Origin of the sequence: Paracoccus sp. JM45, from assembly GCF_003590715.1 — a bacterium.
Classification (GTDB): domain Bacteria; phylum Pseudomonadota; class Alphaproteobacteria; order Rhodobacterales; family Rhodobacteraceae; genus Paracoccus.
Map to the genome: position 1 here is coordinate 628,206 of NZ_QQVY01000001.1, position 14,171 is coordinate 642,376.

Annotated in this window: 12 protein-coding genes and 1 tRNA gene; 6 read left to right on the forward strand and 7 right to left on the reverse strand. The window is 61.4% G+C overall.

Going from position 1 to position 14,171, the window contains the following annotated elements:
- Positions 1-145: 145 nt before the first annotated feature.
- Positions 146-970: a methyltransferase domain-containing protein gene (locus tag DWB67_RS03170; RefSeq protein ID WP_119806023.1), complete on the reverse strand. Its 825-nt coding sequence runs from the start codon at positions 968-970 to the stop codon at positions 146-148.
- Between the two features lie 58 nt (positions 971-1,028).
- Between DWB67_RS03170 and gloB the strand changes: the two genes are divergently transcribed.
- Positions 1,029-1,775, forward strand: coding sequence for a hydroxyacylglutathione hydrolase (gene gloB, locus DWB67_RS03175; protein ID WP_119806024.1), 747 nt, complete (start codon positions 1,029-1,031; stop codon positions 1,773-1,775).
- A 227-nt stretch (positions 1,776-2,002) separates the two neighbouring features.
- Complete coding sequence (gene clpA / locus DWB67_RS03180) at positions 2,003-4,327, forward strand: ATP-dependent Clp protease ATP-binding subunit ClpA (protein WP_119806025.1); 2,325 nt, start codon at positions 2,003-2,005, stop codon at positions 4,325-4,327.
- Positions 4,328-4,456: 129 nt separating this feature from the next.
- On the opposite strand, the gene DWB67_RS03185 is transcribed toward clpA, so the two are convergent.
- From DWB67_RS03185 to DWB67_RS03200, 4 genes are read right to left on the reverse strand one after another with little or no spacing between them, the layout of a single operon-like run.
- Positions 4,457-5,107, reverse strand: coding sequence for an aminotransferase class IV family protein (locus DWB67_RS03185; RefSeq protein ID WP_255418519.1), 651 nt, complete (start codon positions 5,105-5,107; stop codon positions 4,457-4,459).
- Positions 5,053-6,180, reverse strand: coding sequence for an aminodeoxychorismate synthase component I (locus tag DWB67_RS03190; RefSeq protein ID WP_119806026.1), 1,128 nt, complete (start codon positions 6,178-6,180; stop codon positions 5,053-5,055). Before DWB67_RS03190 ends, DWB67_RS03185 begins: the two co-directional genes overlap by 55 nt.
- A complete protein-coding gene (gene mfd / locus DWB67_RS03195; protein ID WP_119806027.1) occupies positions 6,177-9,635 on the reverse strand; it encodes a transcription-repair coupling factor in 3,459 nt (1,152 codons plus the stop codon). Before mfd ends, DWB67_RS03190 begins: the two co-directional genes overlap by 4 nt.
- Before the next feature lie 37 nt (positions 9,636-9,672).
- Positions 9,673-10,245: a hypothetical protein gene (locus DWB67_RS03200; RefSeq protein ID WP_147385904.1), complete on the reverse strand. Its 573-nt coding sequence runs from the start codon at positions 10,243-10,245 to the stop codon at positions 9,673-9,675.
- Positions 10,246-10,340: 95 nt separating this feature from the next.
- Between DWB67_RS03200 and hemB the strand changes: the two genes are divergently transcribed.
- Positions 10,341-11,336, forward strand: a complete 996-nt coding sequence (gene hemB, locus DWB67_RS03205) for a porphobilinogen synthase (protein ID WP_119806029.1) — start codon at positions 10,341-10,343, stop codon at positions 11,334-11,336.
- A 90-nt stretch (positions 11,337-11,426) separates the two neighbouring features.
- The gene (locus DWB67_RS03210) at positions 11,427-12,026 is read left to right on the forward strand and encodes a YSC84-related protein (protein ID WP_255418520.1); all 600 of its coding nucleotides are present in this window, start codon (positions 11,427-11,429) and stop codon (positions 12,024-12,026) included.
- Between the two features lie 3 nt (positions 12,027-12,029).
- Here DWB67_RS03210 and DWB67_RS03215 read toward each other — a convergent pair whose 3' ends face one another.
- The gene (locus DWB67_RS03215; RefSeq protein ID WP_119806031.1) at positions 12,030-12,674 is read right to left on the reverse strand and encodes a GntR family transcriptional regulator; all 645 of its coding nucleotides are present in this window, start codon (positions 12,672-12,674) and stop codon (positions 12,030-12,032) included.
- A gap of 31 nt (positions 12,675-12,705) precedes the next feature.
- Complete coding sequence (locus DWB67_RS03220) at positions 12,706-13,392, reverse strand: M48 family metallopeptidase (protein WP_255418523.1); 687 nt, start codon at positions 13,390-13,392, stop codon at positions 12,706-12,708.
- A gap of 106 nt (positions 13,393-13,498) precedes the next feature.
- Here DWB67_RS03220 and DWB67_RS03225 point away from each other — a divergent pair, with 106 nt between their 5' ends.
- Complete coding sequence (locus tag DWB67_RS03225) at positions 13,499-13,816, forward strand: FYDLN acid domain-containing protein (protein WP_119806033.1); 318 nt, start codon at positions 13,499-13,501, stop codon at positions 13,814-13,816.
- A 207-nt stretch (positions 13,817-14,023) separates the two neighbouring features.
- Positions 14,024-14,099, forward strand: a tRNA-Ala gene (locus DWB67_RS03230).
- The last annotated feature ends 72 nt before the right edge of the window (positions 14,100-14,171 follow it).

A 14,171-nucleotide genomic window follows, 5' to 3' on the forward strand; every position in this document is an offset into this window, starting at 1 on the left:
CGGCGCACGGCTTATGGAGGGTCGTGCGCAAATCTGGGCTGTCTCTAGCAGGTCGTTCACTTCGCGGCAACCTTCTAGCTCACGGAAGCGTGCCCTTTGCATCCGAGGTGGCATTGTGTCGCAGGAAGGACACGACACCAACCCCTTACCGCCCGTCACAGCAGCAATCCTTCGTCTGCATTGACGAATCCGGTGGTCCGTGACGCCCTGCCCGCCCCAACTGCGGACCCGCCGGACGGGGGCGGACCCCTTCCAGAATTTCCAACGGACTGGGAACATGGATTTTCACCGCCGGACCGACAGGCGCGCGGGTCTGTTTCGACAGTTCCACAAGAATCACACCGGCGACCAGCACACGGCTGATACGTGCGCCCGTGCGTTCCCAGAATTGCGCACTGCGCAACCAGAAGCGCCGGTCCGACGGCGGGATATAGATGGCAGAGCCGCTCCATTCACCCATCAGACCTGCGCCGCGCATCTGCGATTGCAACTGGCCGGTGGTATAGGACCGCCCGAACCCGAACGGCGTGCGATCGGTCGCGGCCCACAGCCCCGCACGGTTCGGCACGATCACCATCATCCGCCCCCCCGGTCCCAGACAGCGCCACGCCTCGGCCAGCAATTCGCGCGGATGGTCACTGGTTTCCAGCCCGTGCATCATCACCAGCCGGTCAAGGCTGCCGGTTTCGATCGGCCATGCCGTTTCGTCACATAAAACGCTGTGATTGGGCATCCCCGCAGGCCATGCCAGCACCCCTTGCTGACCGGGCATCAAGGTCGTGACCCGTCGCGCCCGTGTCAGATAGGGGCGCAGCAAGGGCGCGGCAAAACCGAAGCCCGCCATAGTCATGCCGCTGCAACCTTCGGGCAACCACCGCGTTGTCAGCCGGTCGCGCAGGATACGTTGCACAACGCGGCCTAGGGATCGCTGGTAATAGAAGCGTCGCAATTGGTGGATATCATGGTGCATTGCACTGGTGTCCGGCTTTTGTCAGGCTTCAGGTGAACACATGGAAAGGGATTTGCCAATGCCGCTGGAATTGGTCACGCTGCGCTGCCTTCAGGACAATTACGCCTATCTGCTGCATGGCCCCACGGGAACCGTCCTGATCGACGCCCCCGAGGCAATGCCGATCCTGACCGAGCTGGAGGCCCGCGGCTGGGGGCTGGATGCCATTTTGCTGACCCACCACCATGACGACCATATTCAGGGCGTACCCGCCATCGTTGAAAAAACCGGCGCCAAGGTCATCGGCGCTGCCGCGGATGCCCACCGCCTGCCGCATCTGGATGAACAGGTCCGCCCCGATCACAGCATTCAGGTTCTGGGTGAACAGGTCGATGTTATCGACGTATCCGGCCACACCATCGGTCATGTCGCGTTCCATTTCCCGCAATCGGGCTATGCTTTCACCGCCGACAGCCTGATGGCCATGGGCTGTGGCCGCCTGTTCGAGGGCGATCCCGAAATGATGTGGGCCAGCCTGTCGCGGCTTTATGACCTGCCCGATGACACGCTGATCTGTTCGGGCCATGATTACTGCGCGGCGAACGGCGCATTCGCCCTTTCGGTCGACCCTGACAACGCCGATCTGCACCAGCGCCTGTCCGATTTGCAGGAATCACGCGCGCCCTGCGCTCCGGCAACACTGGCGACCGAACGCGCAACGAATCCCTTCCTGCGCGTGAATGCCCTGCGTGGTCCCTTGGACATGCAGGGAAAGGATGACGCACAGGTCTTTGCCGCACTTCGCAAGATGAAGGACGAATTCTAATCCCCATCGGGCTTTTCGCCAAGGCGGAATGACGCAGGTCCGGGGCAGCGCTTGAAAAGCGCGCCCTGTGACATCACATCTGCCTCAACCGTGGGAAAAACTTGGCATCTGTCAGAAAAAGACCTTGATGTTGATCGAATTCCACCAAATCTTAACTGTATCGTGACAGTCTGGGCAGGTGGGCCAACGATGGGCCTATACCGCCAGCCGACTGACAGGAGACGATTGTGCCAAGTTTCTCGACCTCCCTTGAGCAGGCTATTCATCAGGCACTGGCCCTGGCGAATGAACATAAACACGAACTTGCAACGCTGGAACATCTGTTGCTTGCGCTGACCGAAGAACCCGAAGCGGTCAAGGTCATGCGTGCCTGCAATGTCGATCTGGAAGAGCTGCGCAAGTCGCTGGTTGAATTCATCGAGGATGACCTGTCCACCCTCATCACCGAAATCGAAGGCTCCGAAGCTGTGCCGACAGCTGCCTTCCAGCGCGTGATCCAGCGCGCTGCCATCCATGTGCAAAGCTCGGGCCGGCAGGAAGTGACGGGCGCGAACGTGCTTGTCGCGATTTTTGCCGAACGCGAATCCAACGCGGCCTATTTCCTGCAGGAACTGGATATGACCCGCTATGACGCGGTCAATTACATCGCCCATGGCGTTGCAAAGAACCCGTCATTTAACGAACCACGCAAAGTCGAAGGTTCGGACGATCCGATCGACAATGACAAGGTCGAAGGCAGTGCCGAAGCCAAGGATGAAACCGCGCTTGGTAAATATTGCGTCGATCTGAACGTCAAATCCAAAAAGGGCGACGTGGACCCGCTGATCGGTCGCGACACCGAGGTCGAGCGCGCGATCCAGGTCCTGTGCCGCCGCCGCAAGAACAACCCGCTGCTGGTGGGTGATCCCGGTGTCGGCAAAACCGCCATCGCCGAAGGTCTGGCGCTGAAGATCACGCGCGGGCAGACGCCTGACGTGCTGTCAGGGGCGACCATTTTCTCGCTCGATATGGGCGCGCTGCTGGCAGGCACCCGTTACCGCGGTGATTTCGAAGAACGCCTGAAGGCAGTCGTCAAGGAACTTGAGGCGCATCCCGATGCCATCCTGTTCATCGATGAAATCCACACCGTGATCGGTGCGGGTGCAACGTCGGGCGGGGCAATGGATGCTTCGAACCTGCTGAAACCTGCGCTGGCCGGTGGCAAGCTGCGGTGCATGGGGTCGACCACCTATAAGGAATACCGCCAGCATTTCGAAAAAGACCGGGCCTTGGCGCGTCGCTTCCAGAAGATCGACGTCAACGAACCGACGGTTCCGGATGCCATCAAGATCCTGATGGGTCTGAAACCGCATTTCGAAAAGCACCACGATCTGCGCTATACCAATGATGCAATCAAATCGGCGGTTGAACTGGCCTCGCGCTATATCAACGACCGCAAGCTGCCCGACAGCGCCATCGACATCATCGATGAAGCCGGCGCCGCACAGCATCTGGTCGCGGAAAGCAAACGCCGCAAAACCATCAGTCCAAAAGAGATCGAGGCGGTTGTCGCCAAGATCGCCCGTATTCCGCCCAAGAACGTCAGCAAAAACGACGCCGAGGTTCTACGTGATATGGAAACCTCGCTCAAGCGGGTCGTGTTCGGTCAGGATACAGCCATCAACACGCTGTCTTCGGCCATCAAACTGGCACGGGCCGGTCTGCGTGAACCTGAAAAGCCCATCGGCAACTATCTGTTTGCAGGCCCCACGGGCGTTGGCAAAACCGAAGTCGCCAAGCAGCTTGCCTCGACCCTCGGGGTGGAATTACTGCGCTTTGACATGTCGGAATACATGGAAAAGCACGCCGTCAGCCGTCTGATCGGTGCGCCTCCTGGCTATGTCGGTTTTGATCAGGGCGGTCTTCTGACCGATGGCGTCGATCAGCACCCCCATTGTGTGCTGCTGCTGGACGAGATTGAAAAAGCGCATCCGGATGTCTTCAACATCCTGCTGCAGATCATGGATGCGGGCCGTCTGACCGACCACAACGGTCGTCAGGTCGATTTCCGCAACGTGATCCTGATCATGACCTCGAACGCAGGTGCGGCCGATCAGGCGAAAGCTGCCATCGGCTTTGGTCGCGACCGCCGTGAAGGTGAAGATACTGCCGCCATCGAGCGCACCTTCACGCCCGAATTCCGCAATCGTCTGGATGCGATCATCAGCTTTGCACCGTTGTCGCGCGATGTCGTCATCCATGTGGTCGAAAAATTCGTCCTGCAACTGGAGGCCCAGCTGATGGACCGCAACGTCCATATCGAGCTGACGCCCCAAGCAGCCGACTGGCTGGCAGAACGTGGCTATGACGACCGGATGGGCGCGCGTCCCCTTGGACGCGTGATCCAAGAACACATTAAGAAGCCACTGGCCGAGGAACTGCTGTTCGGTCGCCTGACCAAAGGTGGCTTCGTTCGTGTCAAGATCGAGGATGACAAACCCGCGTTCGACATCACCGGACCTGACGCGCCGCGGATCAGCAAATCCAAGACCCCCTTGCTGACCGCCGAATAAAGCCGCCCTTGCCAGTTAAACGCCCCGCCATTTCAGATGGCGGGGCGTTTTGCATTTCATCCCACGTCAGCAGGTCTGCGCCAAAAGCGCAGCTGCCCCCTTCGATGGGGGGCTGCTGCGCTTCTTTATTTAGGCCAGACGCGCGGGGATCAGCCCGCGTAGGGCATTCCCGACAAACAGATCGCCCTTGGCCAGATCATTTGGCATCAACTCGGCTTCGACCGCGCGCCCCTTTGCCAGCAAACCCGCCCGCAATACACCGGGCAACAATCCGCAACTCAAAGGCGGGGTCAGCAGAAGATCGCCGTACTTCAGGAACAGATTGGTGATACTTCCTTCGCACAGCTGCCCGTGCTGGTTCAGCAACAAAGCCTCATCTACCCCTTCAGGCAAGGCCGCACGCGCCGCGTCATAAACCCCACGCGCCGAGCTTTTGATCATCAACCACGGATCACCAGCCTGCAGACGCTGGTCCGAAATCACCACCCGCCAGAACGGCGGATTTTCCGGCAGAGATGCATGGGTCAAACCAACCTGCCCTGCCCCGTCCACAGACAGACGCGCGCGCAAAGCCTGCCCCTTTGGCAAGCCTGCCAAAGCATCCTGCAGAAGCGCCAGATCGAAAGGAAAGCCCAAAACCGCACAGCCGCGTTCCAGTCGCGCCAAATGCAGCGGCCACAGAACGATACGCCCGTCAGCCTCGACCCGCATTGTTTCAAACAGGGTCAGACCTTGCGGGACAGGTCCAGAAATGCGGCTTTGCACAGTGCTTCTTCCCATTCGGATCCGGTTTCGCTGTCATGGACGATGCCGCCCCCGACGTTCAGCCACAAGCGGTCCGGCACAATCATCCAAGGCGACCGGATCGCCACGCCAAACCGCATCGGCCCTGCCGGATCAACCCAGCCGATCGCGCCACAATACACCTCGCGGGGCGCGGCCTCCAGTTCGGCAATGATCTGCATTGCTCTGATTTTCGGCGCTCCGGTGATTGACCCGCAGGGAAACAGCGCCCCCAGAACCTGCGCCAGCCCGACGCCGGACGCCAGCTGTCCTTCAACGGTCGAGGTCATCTGGTGCAGCGTCGCATATTCCTCGACGTGGAACAGCTGCGGGACACGCACGCTGCCGGGCAGGCAGATGCGGCTGATATCATTGCGCAACAGGTCAACGATCATCAGATTTTCCGCGCGGTTCTTTTCCGATGCTGCAAGACCTGCTGCCGCTGCGGCATCTTGCGCCGGTGTCGCGCCGCGTGCGGCGGTGCCTTTCATGGGGCGCGTCCGGATGACGCCCTGATCGTCTATGGCGAAGAACAGTTCGGGGCTGCGGGACAGGATTTGCGGACCACCCAGATCGACGAATGCACCTTCGGGGACCGGTTGGCGGGCGGCAAGGGCGGAATAGATGGACAGTGGATCGCCTGTGACCTTTGCCTCCATCGGGAAGGTCAGGTTGATTTGATAGGTGTCACCCGCAGTGATATAGTCATGCACGGCAGCAATCGCCGCATCATAGCGCACCCGGTCCCACAGGGGCTGCGCCGCACCGATGGTCACACCTGCCGGATCGGGCAGCGCATCCGCGGCACGGGGCCGGTCGAAGACCCCCATCAGGATCAGCGGCATCTGCCGGTCATTTGGCATCAGCGGCGCCAGCTTGGGCGACATCGCATAGCCAAGCTCATAGGACAGATAGCCTGCCAGCCACGCCCCCCGCGCCTGCGCCGCCTGCATGGCGGCCAGCGCGGGGCCAACGCCTGCGATGGTATCGGCGCGGATCACCGTCTGCGGCGCGACGAATGCCGTGCCGCCCGCCAAAGGCCCGTGGTCAAAGCGGACCAGCCCGCTCACTTTGCGGCCTTGACCTTGGCGGCCAGTTCACGCGCGATGGCAAAGGCACCCTTGATGCGGTCGGCGTCGGAATTCCACGTGCGGCCCACAAAGATCTTGTTGTCGGTGACCTTGGCCTGACCTTGCTGATCGGTCAGGAAATCGACCAGACCGGCGGGGTTCGGGAAGCGGTCCTGATGGAACTGGATCGTTGCGCCCTTTGGTCCTGCATCAAGCCGCGAGATATTGGCCCGCTTGGCCATTGCCTTGATGCGGATGACCAGCAGCAAGGTGTTCACCTCACGCGGAAGCGGGCCGAAACGGTCGATCAGTTCGGCGGCAAAGCCCTCCAGCTCGACCTTGGTGGTCAGTTCGGCCAGACGACGATAGAGGCCAAGCCGCACGTCCAGATCGGGCACGAAATTTTCGGGAATGGTGACCGGCACGCCAAGGTTCAGCTGCGGCGCCCATTCATCATCCGGCGTGCCTTCGATTTCGCCGGATTTCAGCTTGGCGATCGTTTCTTCCAGCATGGCTTGATACAGTTCGAACCCGACCTCTTTGATATGGCCGGATTGTTCCTCGCCCAGCAGGTTGCCCGCGCCGCGCAGGTCCAGATCCTGCGACGCCAGATTGAACCCCGCCCCGAGGCTGTCGATGGACCCAAGGAACTTCAGCCGCCGCATTGCCTGCGGGGTCAGCGGGCTGCGCGGTTTCGTCGTCAGATAGCAATAGGCACGGGTCTTGGACCGCCCGACCCGTCCGCGTATCTGATACAGCTGCGACAGGCCGAACATATCGGACCGCCAGACGATCATCGTGTTTGCGGTCGGAATGTCCAAACCGCTTTCCACGATGGTCGTGGCGACCAGAATATCGTGGCTGCCATCATAGAACGCGTTCATCCGCTGATCCAGATCACCCGCAGCCAACTGGCCATGCGCGACGATATAGCTGGTTTCGGGCATGTTTTCCGCCAGCCAGTGTTCCACATCAGGTAGGTCGGTCAGGCGCGGCACGACAAAGAAGCTTTGCCCGCCGCGATATTTTTCGCGCAGCAAAGCCTCGCGGATGGAAACGCCGTCGAATTCGCTGACATAGGTGCGGATCGCCAGCCGGTCCACGGGCGGCGTGCCAATGACCGACAGGTCGCGCACGCCGGTCAGCGACAGCTGCAAGGTGCGCGGGATGGGCGTGGCGGTCAGGGTCAGCACGTGGATGTCGCTGCGCAGGTCCTTCAAGCGTTCCTTATGGGCGACGCCGAAATGCTGTTCTTCGTCGATGACCAGCAGGCCAAGGTTCTTGAACCGCACCTGCTTGGCCAGCACGGCATGGGTGCCAACGACGATATCGACGCTGCCATCGGCCAGACCGGCGCGGGTGGCCGTCGCATCCTTGGCGGTGACGAAACGCGACAGCGGGCGCACATTGATGGCCGTGCCACGGAAGCGTTCGGCAAAGCTGCGATAATGCTGACGCGCCAGCAGGGTCGTCGGCGCGACCACGGCGACCTGCATGCCCTGACTGGCGGCGATGAAGGCGGCACGCATCGCCACCTCGGTCTTGCCAAAGCCGACATCGCCGACGACCAGACGGTCCATCGGGCGACCTGCGGCCAGATCCTCCTGCACATCCTCGATAGCCGAGGCCTGATCGTCCGTCTCGCTATAGGGGAAGCGGGCGGCGAATTGCTGCCATTCGTGTTCTTCGGGTTCCAGCACGGGCGCAGGGCGCAACAGGCGTTCGGCGGCAATACGCATCAGCTTGTCGGCGATCAGCTTGATGCGTTCTTTCAGCTTGGCCTTGCGCGACTGCCATGCACCGCCCCCAAGACGGTCCAGCATCCCTTCTTCATGGCCATAGCGGGTCAGCAGTTCGATATTCTCGACCGGCAGATACAGCCGGTCCCCGCCCGCATATTCCAGCGCCACGCAGTCATGCGGCACCTTGGCGGCGGTGATCGTCTCGATCCCTGTATAGCGCCCAATGCCATGTTCGACATGGACGATCAGATCGCCGGGTGACAGGGTCTGGGTATCTTTCAGGAAGTTGTCGGCCTTGCGGCGCTTTTTCGCGCCACGGATCATCCGGTCGCCCAGCACATCCTGTTCCGAGATCACCGCGATATCGCCAATCGCCTGACCCTTGGCGATAAAGCCTTCATCCAGAGGCCATACGGCCAGACCGATGGTGCCTTTGGCGTCGGGCAGATCACGCAGATCGCCAATGGCTTTGATGTCGGACAGCCCTTCATCCTTCATCAAACCGGACAGGCGTTCGCGCGCCCCTTCCGAAAAGCTGGCGATGACAACGCGGTGGGTCTTGCGCAGGGCCTTCAGGTGGTCGGCCAATGCGCCGAACAGGTTGATTGATTCCGCCTGACGTTCGGGGGCGAAATTGCGCCCTGCCCGACCGCCGGCATCCAGCACGCCCGGACCGGGGGGCTGGTTCAGAACCGACAGGCGCAGCACACGATGCGGCGACAGCCATGCGTTCCATTCCGCCTCGGGGGGGAACATCATATCGGGCGGCACCGGTTTATAGACCGAATCGCTGCGCCCTTTGGCTTTCATCGCGGCGCAACGCGCCTCGAACTGTTCGGAAATCATCGTCCGACGGGCATCGATCACCTGCCCGATGTGGTCATCCAGCACGACCGAGGCATCGGGTATATAGTCGAACAGACTCTCCATCCGGTCATGGAACCACGGCAGCCAATGTTCCATGCCGCTGGTCTTGCGACCGGCACTGACGCTTTCATACAGCGGGTCATTCGTGCCCAGCCCGTATTCGGCGCGGTAATTCTGGCGAAAGCGGGTGACGGCGTCTTCGTCCAGCACCACCTCGGACATGGGGGCCAGCTCGATCCGGTTCAGCTTTTCGGTGGTGCGCTGCGTGGCCGCGTCGAAACGCCGCGCGCCGTCCAGCACGTCGCCGAACAGATCCAGCCGGATCGGGCCGCTTTCACCGGGGGGAAAAATATCGATAATGCCACCGCGAATGGCGTAATCACCCGGTTCGGTCACCGTCGGGCTTTGCACGAATCCCATGCGGACAAGGAAGTTGCGCAAGGCCTCTTCGTTGATGCGATCGCCAACGCGGGCGGTAAAGGCCGTTGCCTTGACCAGATCGCGCGGCGGCACCCGTTGCAGCACTGCATTCAGCGATGTCAGCAAGACAAACGGCCCCTTGATGGCCCCTTGCGCCAATGCGGCCAGCGTGGCCATGCGCGCGGCCTGGATTTCGGGCGCGGGCGACACGCGGTCATAGGGGGTCGTGTCCCAGGCAGGGAAATCAAGCACGACCAGTTTGGGGGCCATAAAGGCCAGTGCGGCGCGGGTCGCGGCCATACGCCGGTCATCACGGGCCACATGGATCACGGGGGCACCGTGATTGTCGGGTCGCGCGGCTTCGCGGGCAATCAGCGCCGCGTCATAACCTTCGGGCGCGCCGGAAAGGATCAACTGCTGGGACATGATGGTCAGGTATAGCGCGCAGCGGTGAAGTCAAGCATCACAAGCCGTTGGGATGCATCAATGCCCATGCGGACCCCCATAGAACCGTCAGCAGAACCGACACCATCGACAGCACCGTCACCCAGCGGCGGTGCCATGTCATCATACGGGCCGCATCCTGTGCCGCCTGATCCAGTGTCGTGCTGCCCGTCTGTGCAGCCTCGATCACCGGTGTCAGCCGGCGGGCCAGCCGGACCCGCATCCAGAACAGCAACCAGAAGGGAAACATCAACAGAAAGACGGCTTGCGCCAGTTCCAGCCAGAAGACGAATCCCAGCATCATCAGCGATGTCAGCGCAAATGAGGTCACACCCAGAAACACCGCGCCTTCGGTGGTGCCAAGGTTCCAGCGGGGCAGAACCAGCGACAGCCAGTCCAGCAGTGTCATCGCAGCCGGATGATCCGGATGTCCGGCAACAAGCGCCGAACGGGCACGGCTGACCGCCTCGGTCGGGACGCCGATGATATTGCGACCGGTTGCCGACCACATGCCGACCAGCGCGAACCAATACCAGATTGTCATGAAAGAGCGGCTATCCAGAAGGCCGATCAGGCTGTTGACGTGCGGCACGGGCAGTTCCTTGTCCTTATCTGCGCGCGACCTTAGAACGGGTTCAACCCAAGGGAAAGCCGCCCGGTTGTCCCACCCCAAGGCAGGAGCGCCCAATGGCCAACCCGATCATCGCCCCCTTCCCCGCCAGCCGCCTGCGCCGCCTGCGCAGCAGCGCCAATATCCGCGCCATGGTGTCCGAGGTGAACCTGACACCCGCTAACCTGATCTGGCCGATCTTCGTCACCGAAGTTGCGGGGGCCGAGGGTGAAATTGCCTCTATGCCGGGTGTCGAGCGCCTGACCATCGACGGGGCCAAGCGTGCCGCCGAACGTGCCGCGCGGCTGAACATTCCTGCCATCTGTATTTTCCCGCATTCCGACAGCGATCAGCGTACGGATGGCTGCGAACGTGCGTGGGACCCCGATAACATCGGCAATCAGGCCATTCGCGCCGTCAAGGAAACCGTTCCCGAACTGGTCGTGATGACCGATATCGCGCTGGACCCCTATAACGCCAATGGCCATGACGGGCTGGTCGTGGACGGTGAAATCCTGAACGATGAAACGGTCGAGGCGCTGGTGCGTATGGCCTTGGTGCAGGCCGAATGCGGGGCCGATATCCTTGGACCATCGGACATGATGGACGGGCGTATCGCGGCGCTGCGGGCGGCGATGGAACAGGCGGGGCACAAAAACACCGCGATTCTGTCCTATGCGGCGAAATTCGCGTCGGCGTTCTATGGCCCGTTCCGTGATGCGGTCGGTGCATCGGGACGTCTGGTCGGGGACAAGAAAACCTATCAGGTCAATCCCGCCAACCGTGCCGAAGCGATGCGCTGTGTCGCGCGTGATCTGTCCGAAGGTGCCGATATGGTTATGGTCAAACCCGGCATGCCCTATCTGGACATCTGCCGAGAGGTAAAGGACCGTTTCGGCGCGCCGACCTTCGCCTATCAGGTCAGCGGTGAATACGCGATGCTGGAAGGTGCCATCCGCAACGGCTGGCTGTCGCGCGACGCGATGGTGGAAAGTTTACTGGCGTTCCGGCGGGCAGGATGCGACGGAGTTCTCAGCTATTTCGCGCCCACCGTGGCCGAGATGCTGGCGTGACGGGGACGCCTGACGTATCCTTTCCCGCAATTGGGACAGAATAAGTCCCTGATACCCAGAACGAGGCGACAGATGACCAATTTCGCAAATATGTCCCGCCGGCGCCTGCTGGTCTCGGGCGGGGCCGCCCTTTTGGCCGCGGGTTGTACCAATGCCGTGGGCACCAACGGGTCTGCCCAGCTGGACGGGCGTGTCGACCAGACGCATCAATATCTGACAACGACCTATCCCGCCTCGGCGCCGCTGATCCAGAATGCCCGCGGCGTTCTTTATATGCCCCTGATGACCGAGGCCGCTTTGGGCGTCGGCGGGGCCTATGGCCAAGGCGCGCTGCGGATCGGCGGTCAGACGGTCGATTATTATTCCGCAACGCGGGCGACCGTCGGCTTTCAGGCCGGTGCCCAGCAATACGCCCATGTGCTGATCTTCCAGACCGACCAGTCGCTGGCTGCCTTCCGTGCGGCCCCGGGCTGGGTGGCAGGCGCTGGCGCGTTCTATGCCGTGCCTGCGGGCGGCATGGCGGTTGGTGCCGATACCTTCAGCGCGCAATTTCCAGTGGTTGCCATGATCTTCGGCCAGTCCGGCCTGATCGCCGGTGCCGCAATCGAGGGCACGAAATACAACCGGATCATCCCGTCATCCCTGCCAGAGCTGCGCTTTGGCAATGTCGGCCAGCCCCCTGCCAGCTGACCTCTAAGCAGACGTCAGATGCCGTAGGCCGTGGGTGACATCTGCACGCACGGCCAGCCGCAAAGCAGGTTCATCCCCCGCGCGCAGCGCCGACAGGATCATGCGGTGATGGCGCGGCGGCTCGTTCCGTTTGACGCGACCGTAGAGCGCGCACATCGTCGGACCCAGTTGCAGCCAGATGGTTTCCAGCATCGCCAGCATCGCGGGGGCCTGCGCCCGCAGATACAGCATGCGGTGGAATTCCAGATTACAGCGGATATAGCCGACCGCATCATGGCGATCGACCGCATCGGCAATCCGCCCGTTCATCAGCGCCAGCCTGTCGATCAGCGCAAAATGCGCCCGTGGCAGGGCGCGGGCCGCCAGTTCGGGTTCGATCAGTGCACGCAGGGCGGCCAGTTCCTCGATCCGCTCATCCGACAGCGCTGGCGTGGCCACACGGCCCGACCCCGACAGGGTTAACGCACCTTCGGCCACCAGCCGGCGTACGGCTTCGCGGGCCGGCGTCATCGACATATGGTAATCATGGGCAATCCCGCGCAGGGTCAGTGCCTTGCCGGGCGGCAATTCACCCAGCATGATCTGGCTGCGAAGACTGCGGTATAGCCGTTCATGGGCGGCAATCTCGGTGGTGCGGGCTGTGGTCATATGCCGTATGTGATCACAAATCGCGACATCGTCAATTGCGGAATTGCCATTGCATCAGATCGCCGCCATGCGCCTTCAACCACGCACGATGGGGGGCATGGTCCGGCATCAGATCCTGCACCTGTGCCCAGAAACGTGATGAATGGTCCATATGCGCCAGATGCGCGACCTCATGTGCTGCGACATAGGTCAGGACGGGCAAAGGGGCCATGGCCAGCCGCCATGAAAACATCAGCCGCCCGTCATGGGTGCAACTGCCCCAGCGCGATTTCGTATCGCGCAGCGCAATGGCACGATAGGGTCGCCCCAAGTCTGCGCTGAACCTGTCACAGGCAGGACGCAGCCGCGCTAATGCGATCTGTCGCATCCATGCCGACACCACGACACCTGCGGGGCGGTTCTGCGGGACCAGAAGCAGGTCGTCCTGCACCTGAACCTGCTTTATATCCGCCGCCGTGATCAGCAGATGCGCGCCGCCCACCGGAAAGCGCGCCCCCTGAATGACTGTCTGACGCGCCGGAACCCGCCCCAAGGCCTGCTGCAACCACCCATGACGGGATTCGGCAAAGGCCCGCCCCTCGTGCAAGGGAACGTGAACAGGCAGTGTCAAAAGCGGGTCAGAGCCGTCGCGCGGCACCCTTAATGTCATCCGGCGGGCCCGCGATGACCGTTTCAGCCGCAATTCCAGCCCGTCCGAAAGAATGATACGTTGTTCCATGCTTGCCATGCCAGCCTTAGCCTGCCAGATAAAGCCTTTGACACATCCCGGCCTCTATGGCAGGGGATCGTCCGATTTTCCCTAATCGCGGCTGAAGGAGAATACCATGCCCAAAGAGGAATGGGGCACCAAACGCATTTGCCCACATTGCGCCACGCGTTTCTACGACCTGAAGGCCGATCCGATGATCTGCCCTGTCTGTGACAACCAGTTCACCATCGACAGTCTGACCGACAGTCGCGGCAAGGCGGTAACGCCTGAAAAGAACTCGGCCCGCAGTGCGAACCAGACCGTCAACGATGATGATGAAGATATCACCGATGATTCCAACGATCTGGACGACGATCTGCTGGAAGACGACGATGATGACGGCGACGTATCGCTGGACGAAATCGCCGATGTCGCAAGCGACGACGACGAATAATCCCAAAGGCCGCGCCCCCAGCGCGGCCTTTCATTTTCCGCCCTCTGAAAACGGTCGGGCAGATGCCTTTCACACCCCGATTCCGTTCCGTTTTAGTTGATCCGAAGATTTTTCCGGATTGCGTAAATTTTCCGCTTGCACCCCCAACCGCCCACCCCTATAGACCCCACACGCAGCGACGCTACGGTGTCACAGCGGATCCAGAGTGGGGCCATAGCTCAGTTGGTAGAGCGCTTGCATGGCATGCAAGAGGTCAGGGGTTCGATTCCCCTTGGCTCCACCAGATTTCCTATTAAAGATTATATCTTTCTGTCCAATAGGAATTTTTGGCGGATATTGTCCGCGCAACAACACT

Bases quoted from the DNA above. Each gene is read 5' to 3' on its own strand.
- DWB67_RS03210 (WP_255418520.1), top strand. From the start codon at position 11,427: ATGTCCCGCCGGCGCCTGCTGGTCTCGGGCGGGGCCGCCCTTTTGGCC.
- mfd (WP_119806027.1), bottom strand. From the start codon at position 9,635: ATGTCCCAGCAGTTGATCCTTTCCGGCGCGCCCGAAGGTTATGACGCG.
- hemB (WP_119806029.1), top strand. From the start codon at position 10,341: ATGGCCAACCCGATCATCGCCCCCTTCCCCGCCAGCCGCCTGCGCCGC.
- DWB67_RS03170 (WP_119806023.1), bottom strand. From the start codon at position 970: ATGCACCATGATATCCACCAATTGCGACGCTTCTATTACCAGCGATCC.
- gloB (WP_119806024.1), top strand. From the start codon at position 1,029: ATGCCGCTGGAATTGGTCACGCTGCGCTGCCTTCAGGACAATTACGCC.
- DWB67_RS03185 (WP_255418519.1), bottom strand. From the start codon at position 5,107: ATGGGAAGAAGCACTGTGCAAAGCCGCATTTCTGGACCTGTCCCGCAA.
- DWB67_RS03225 (WP_119806033.1), top strand. From the start codon at position 13,499: ATGCCCAAAGAGGAATGGGGCACCAAACGCATTTGCCCACATTGCGCC.
- DWB67_RS03220 (WP_255418523.1), bottom strand. From the start codon at position 13,392: ATGGAACAACGTATCATTCTTTCGGACGGGCTGGAATTGCGGCTGAAA.
- DWB67_RS03215 (WP_119806031.1), bottom strand. From the start codon at position 12,674: ATGACCACAGCCCGCACCACCGAGATTGCCGCCCATGAACGGCTATAC.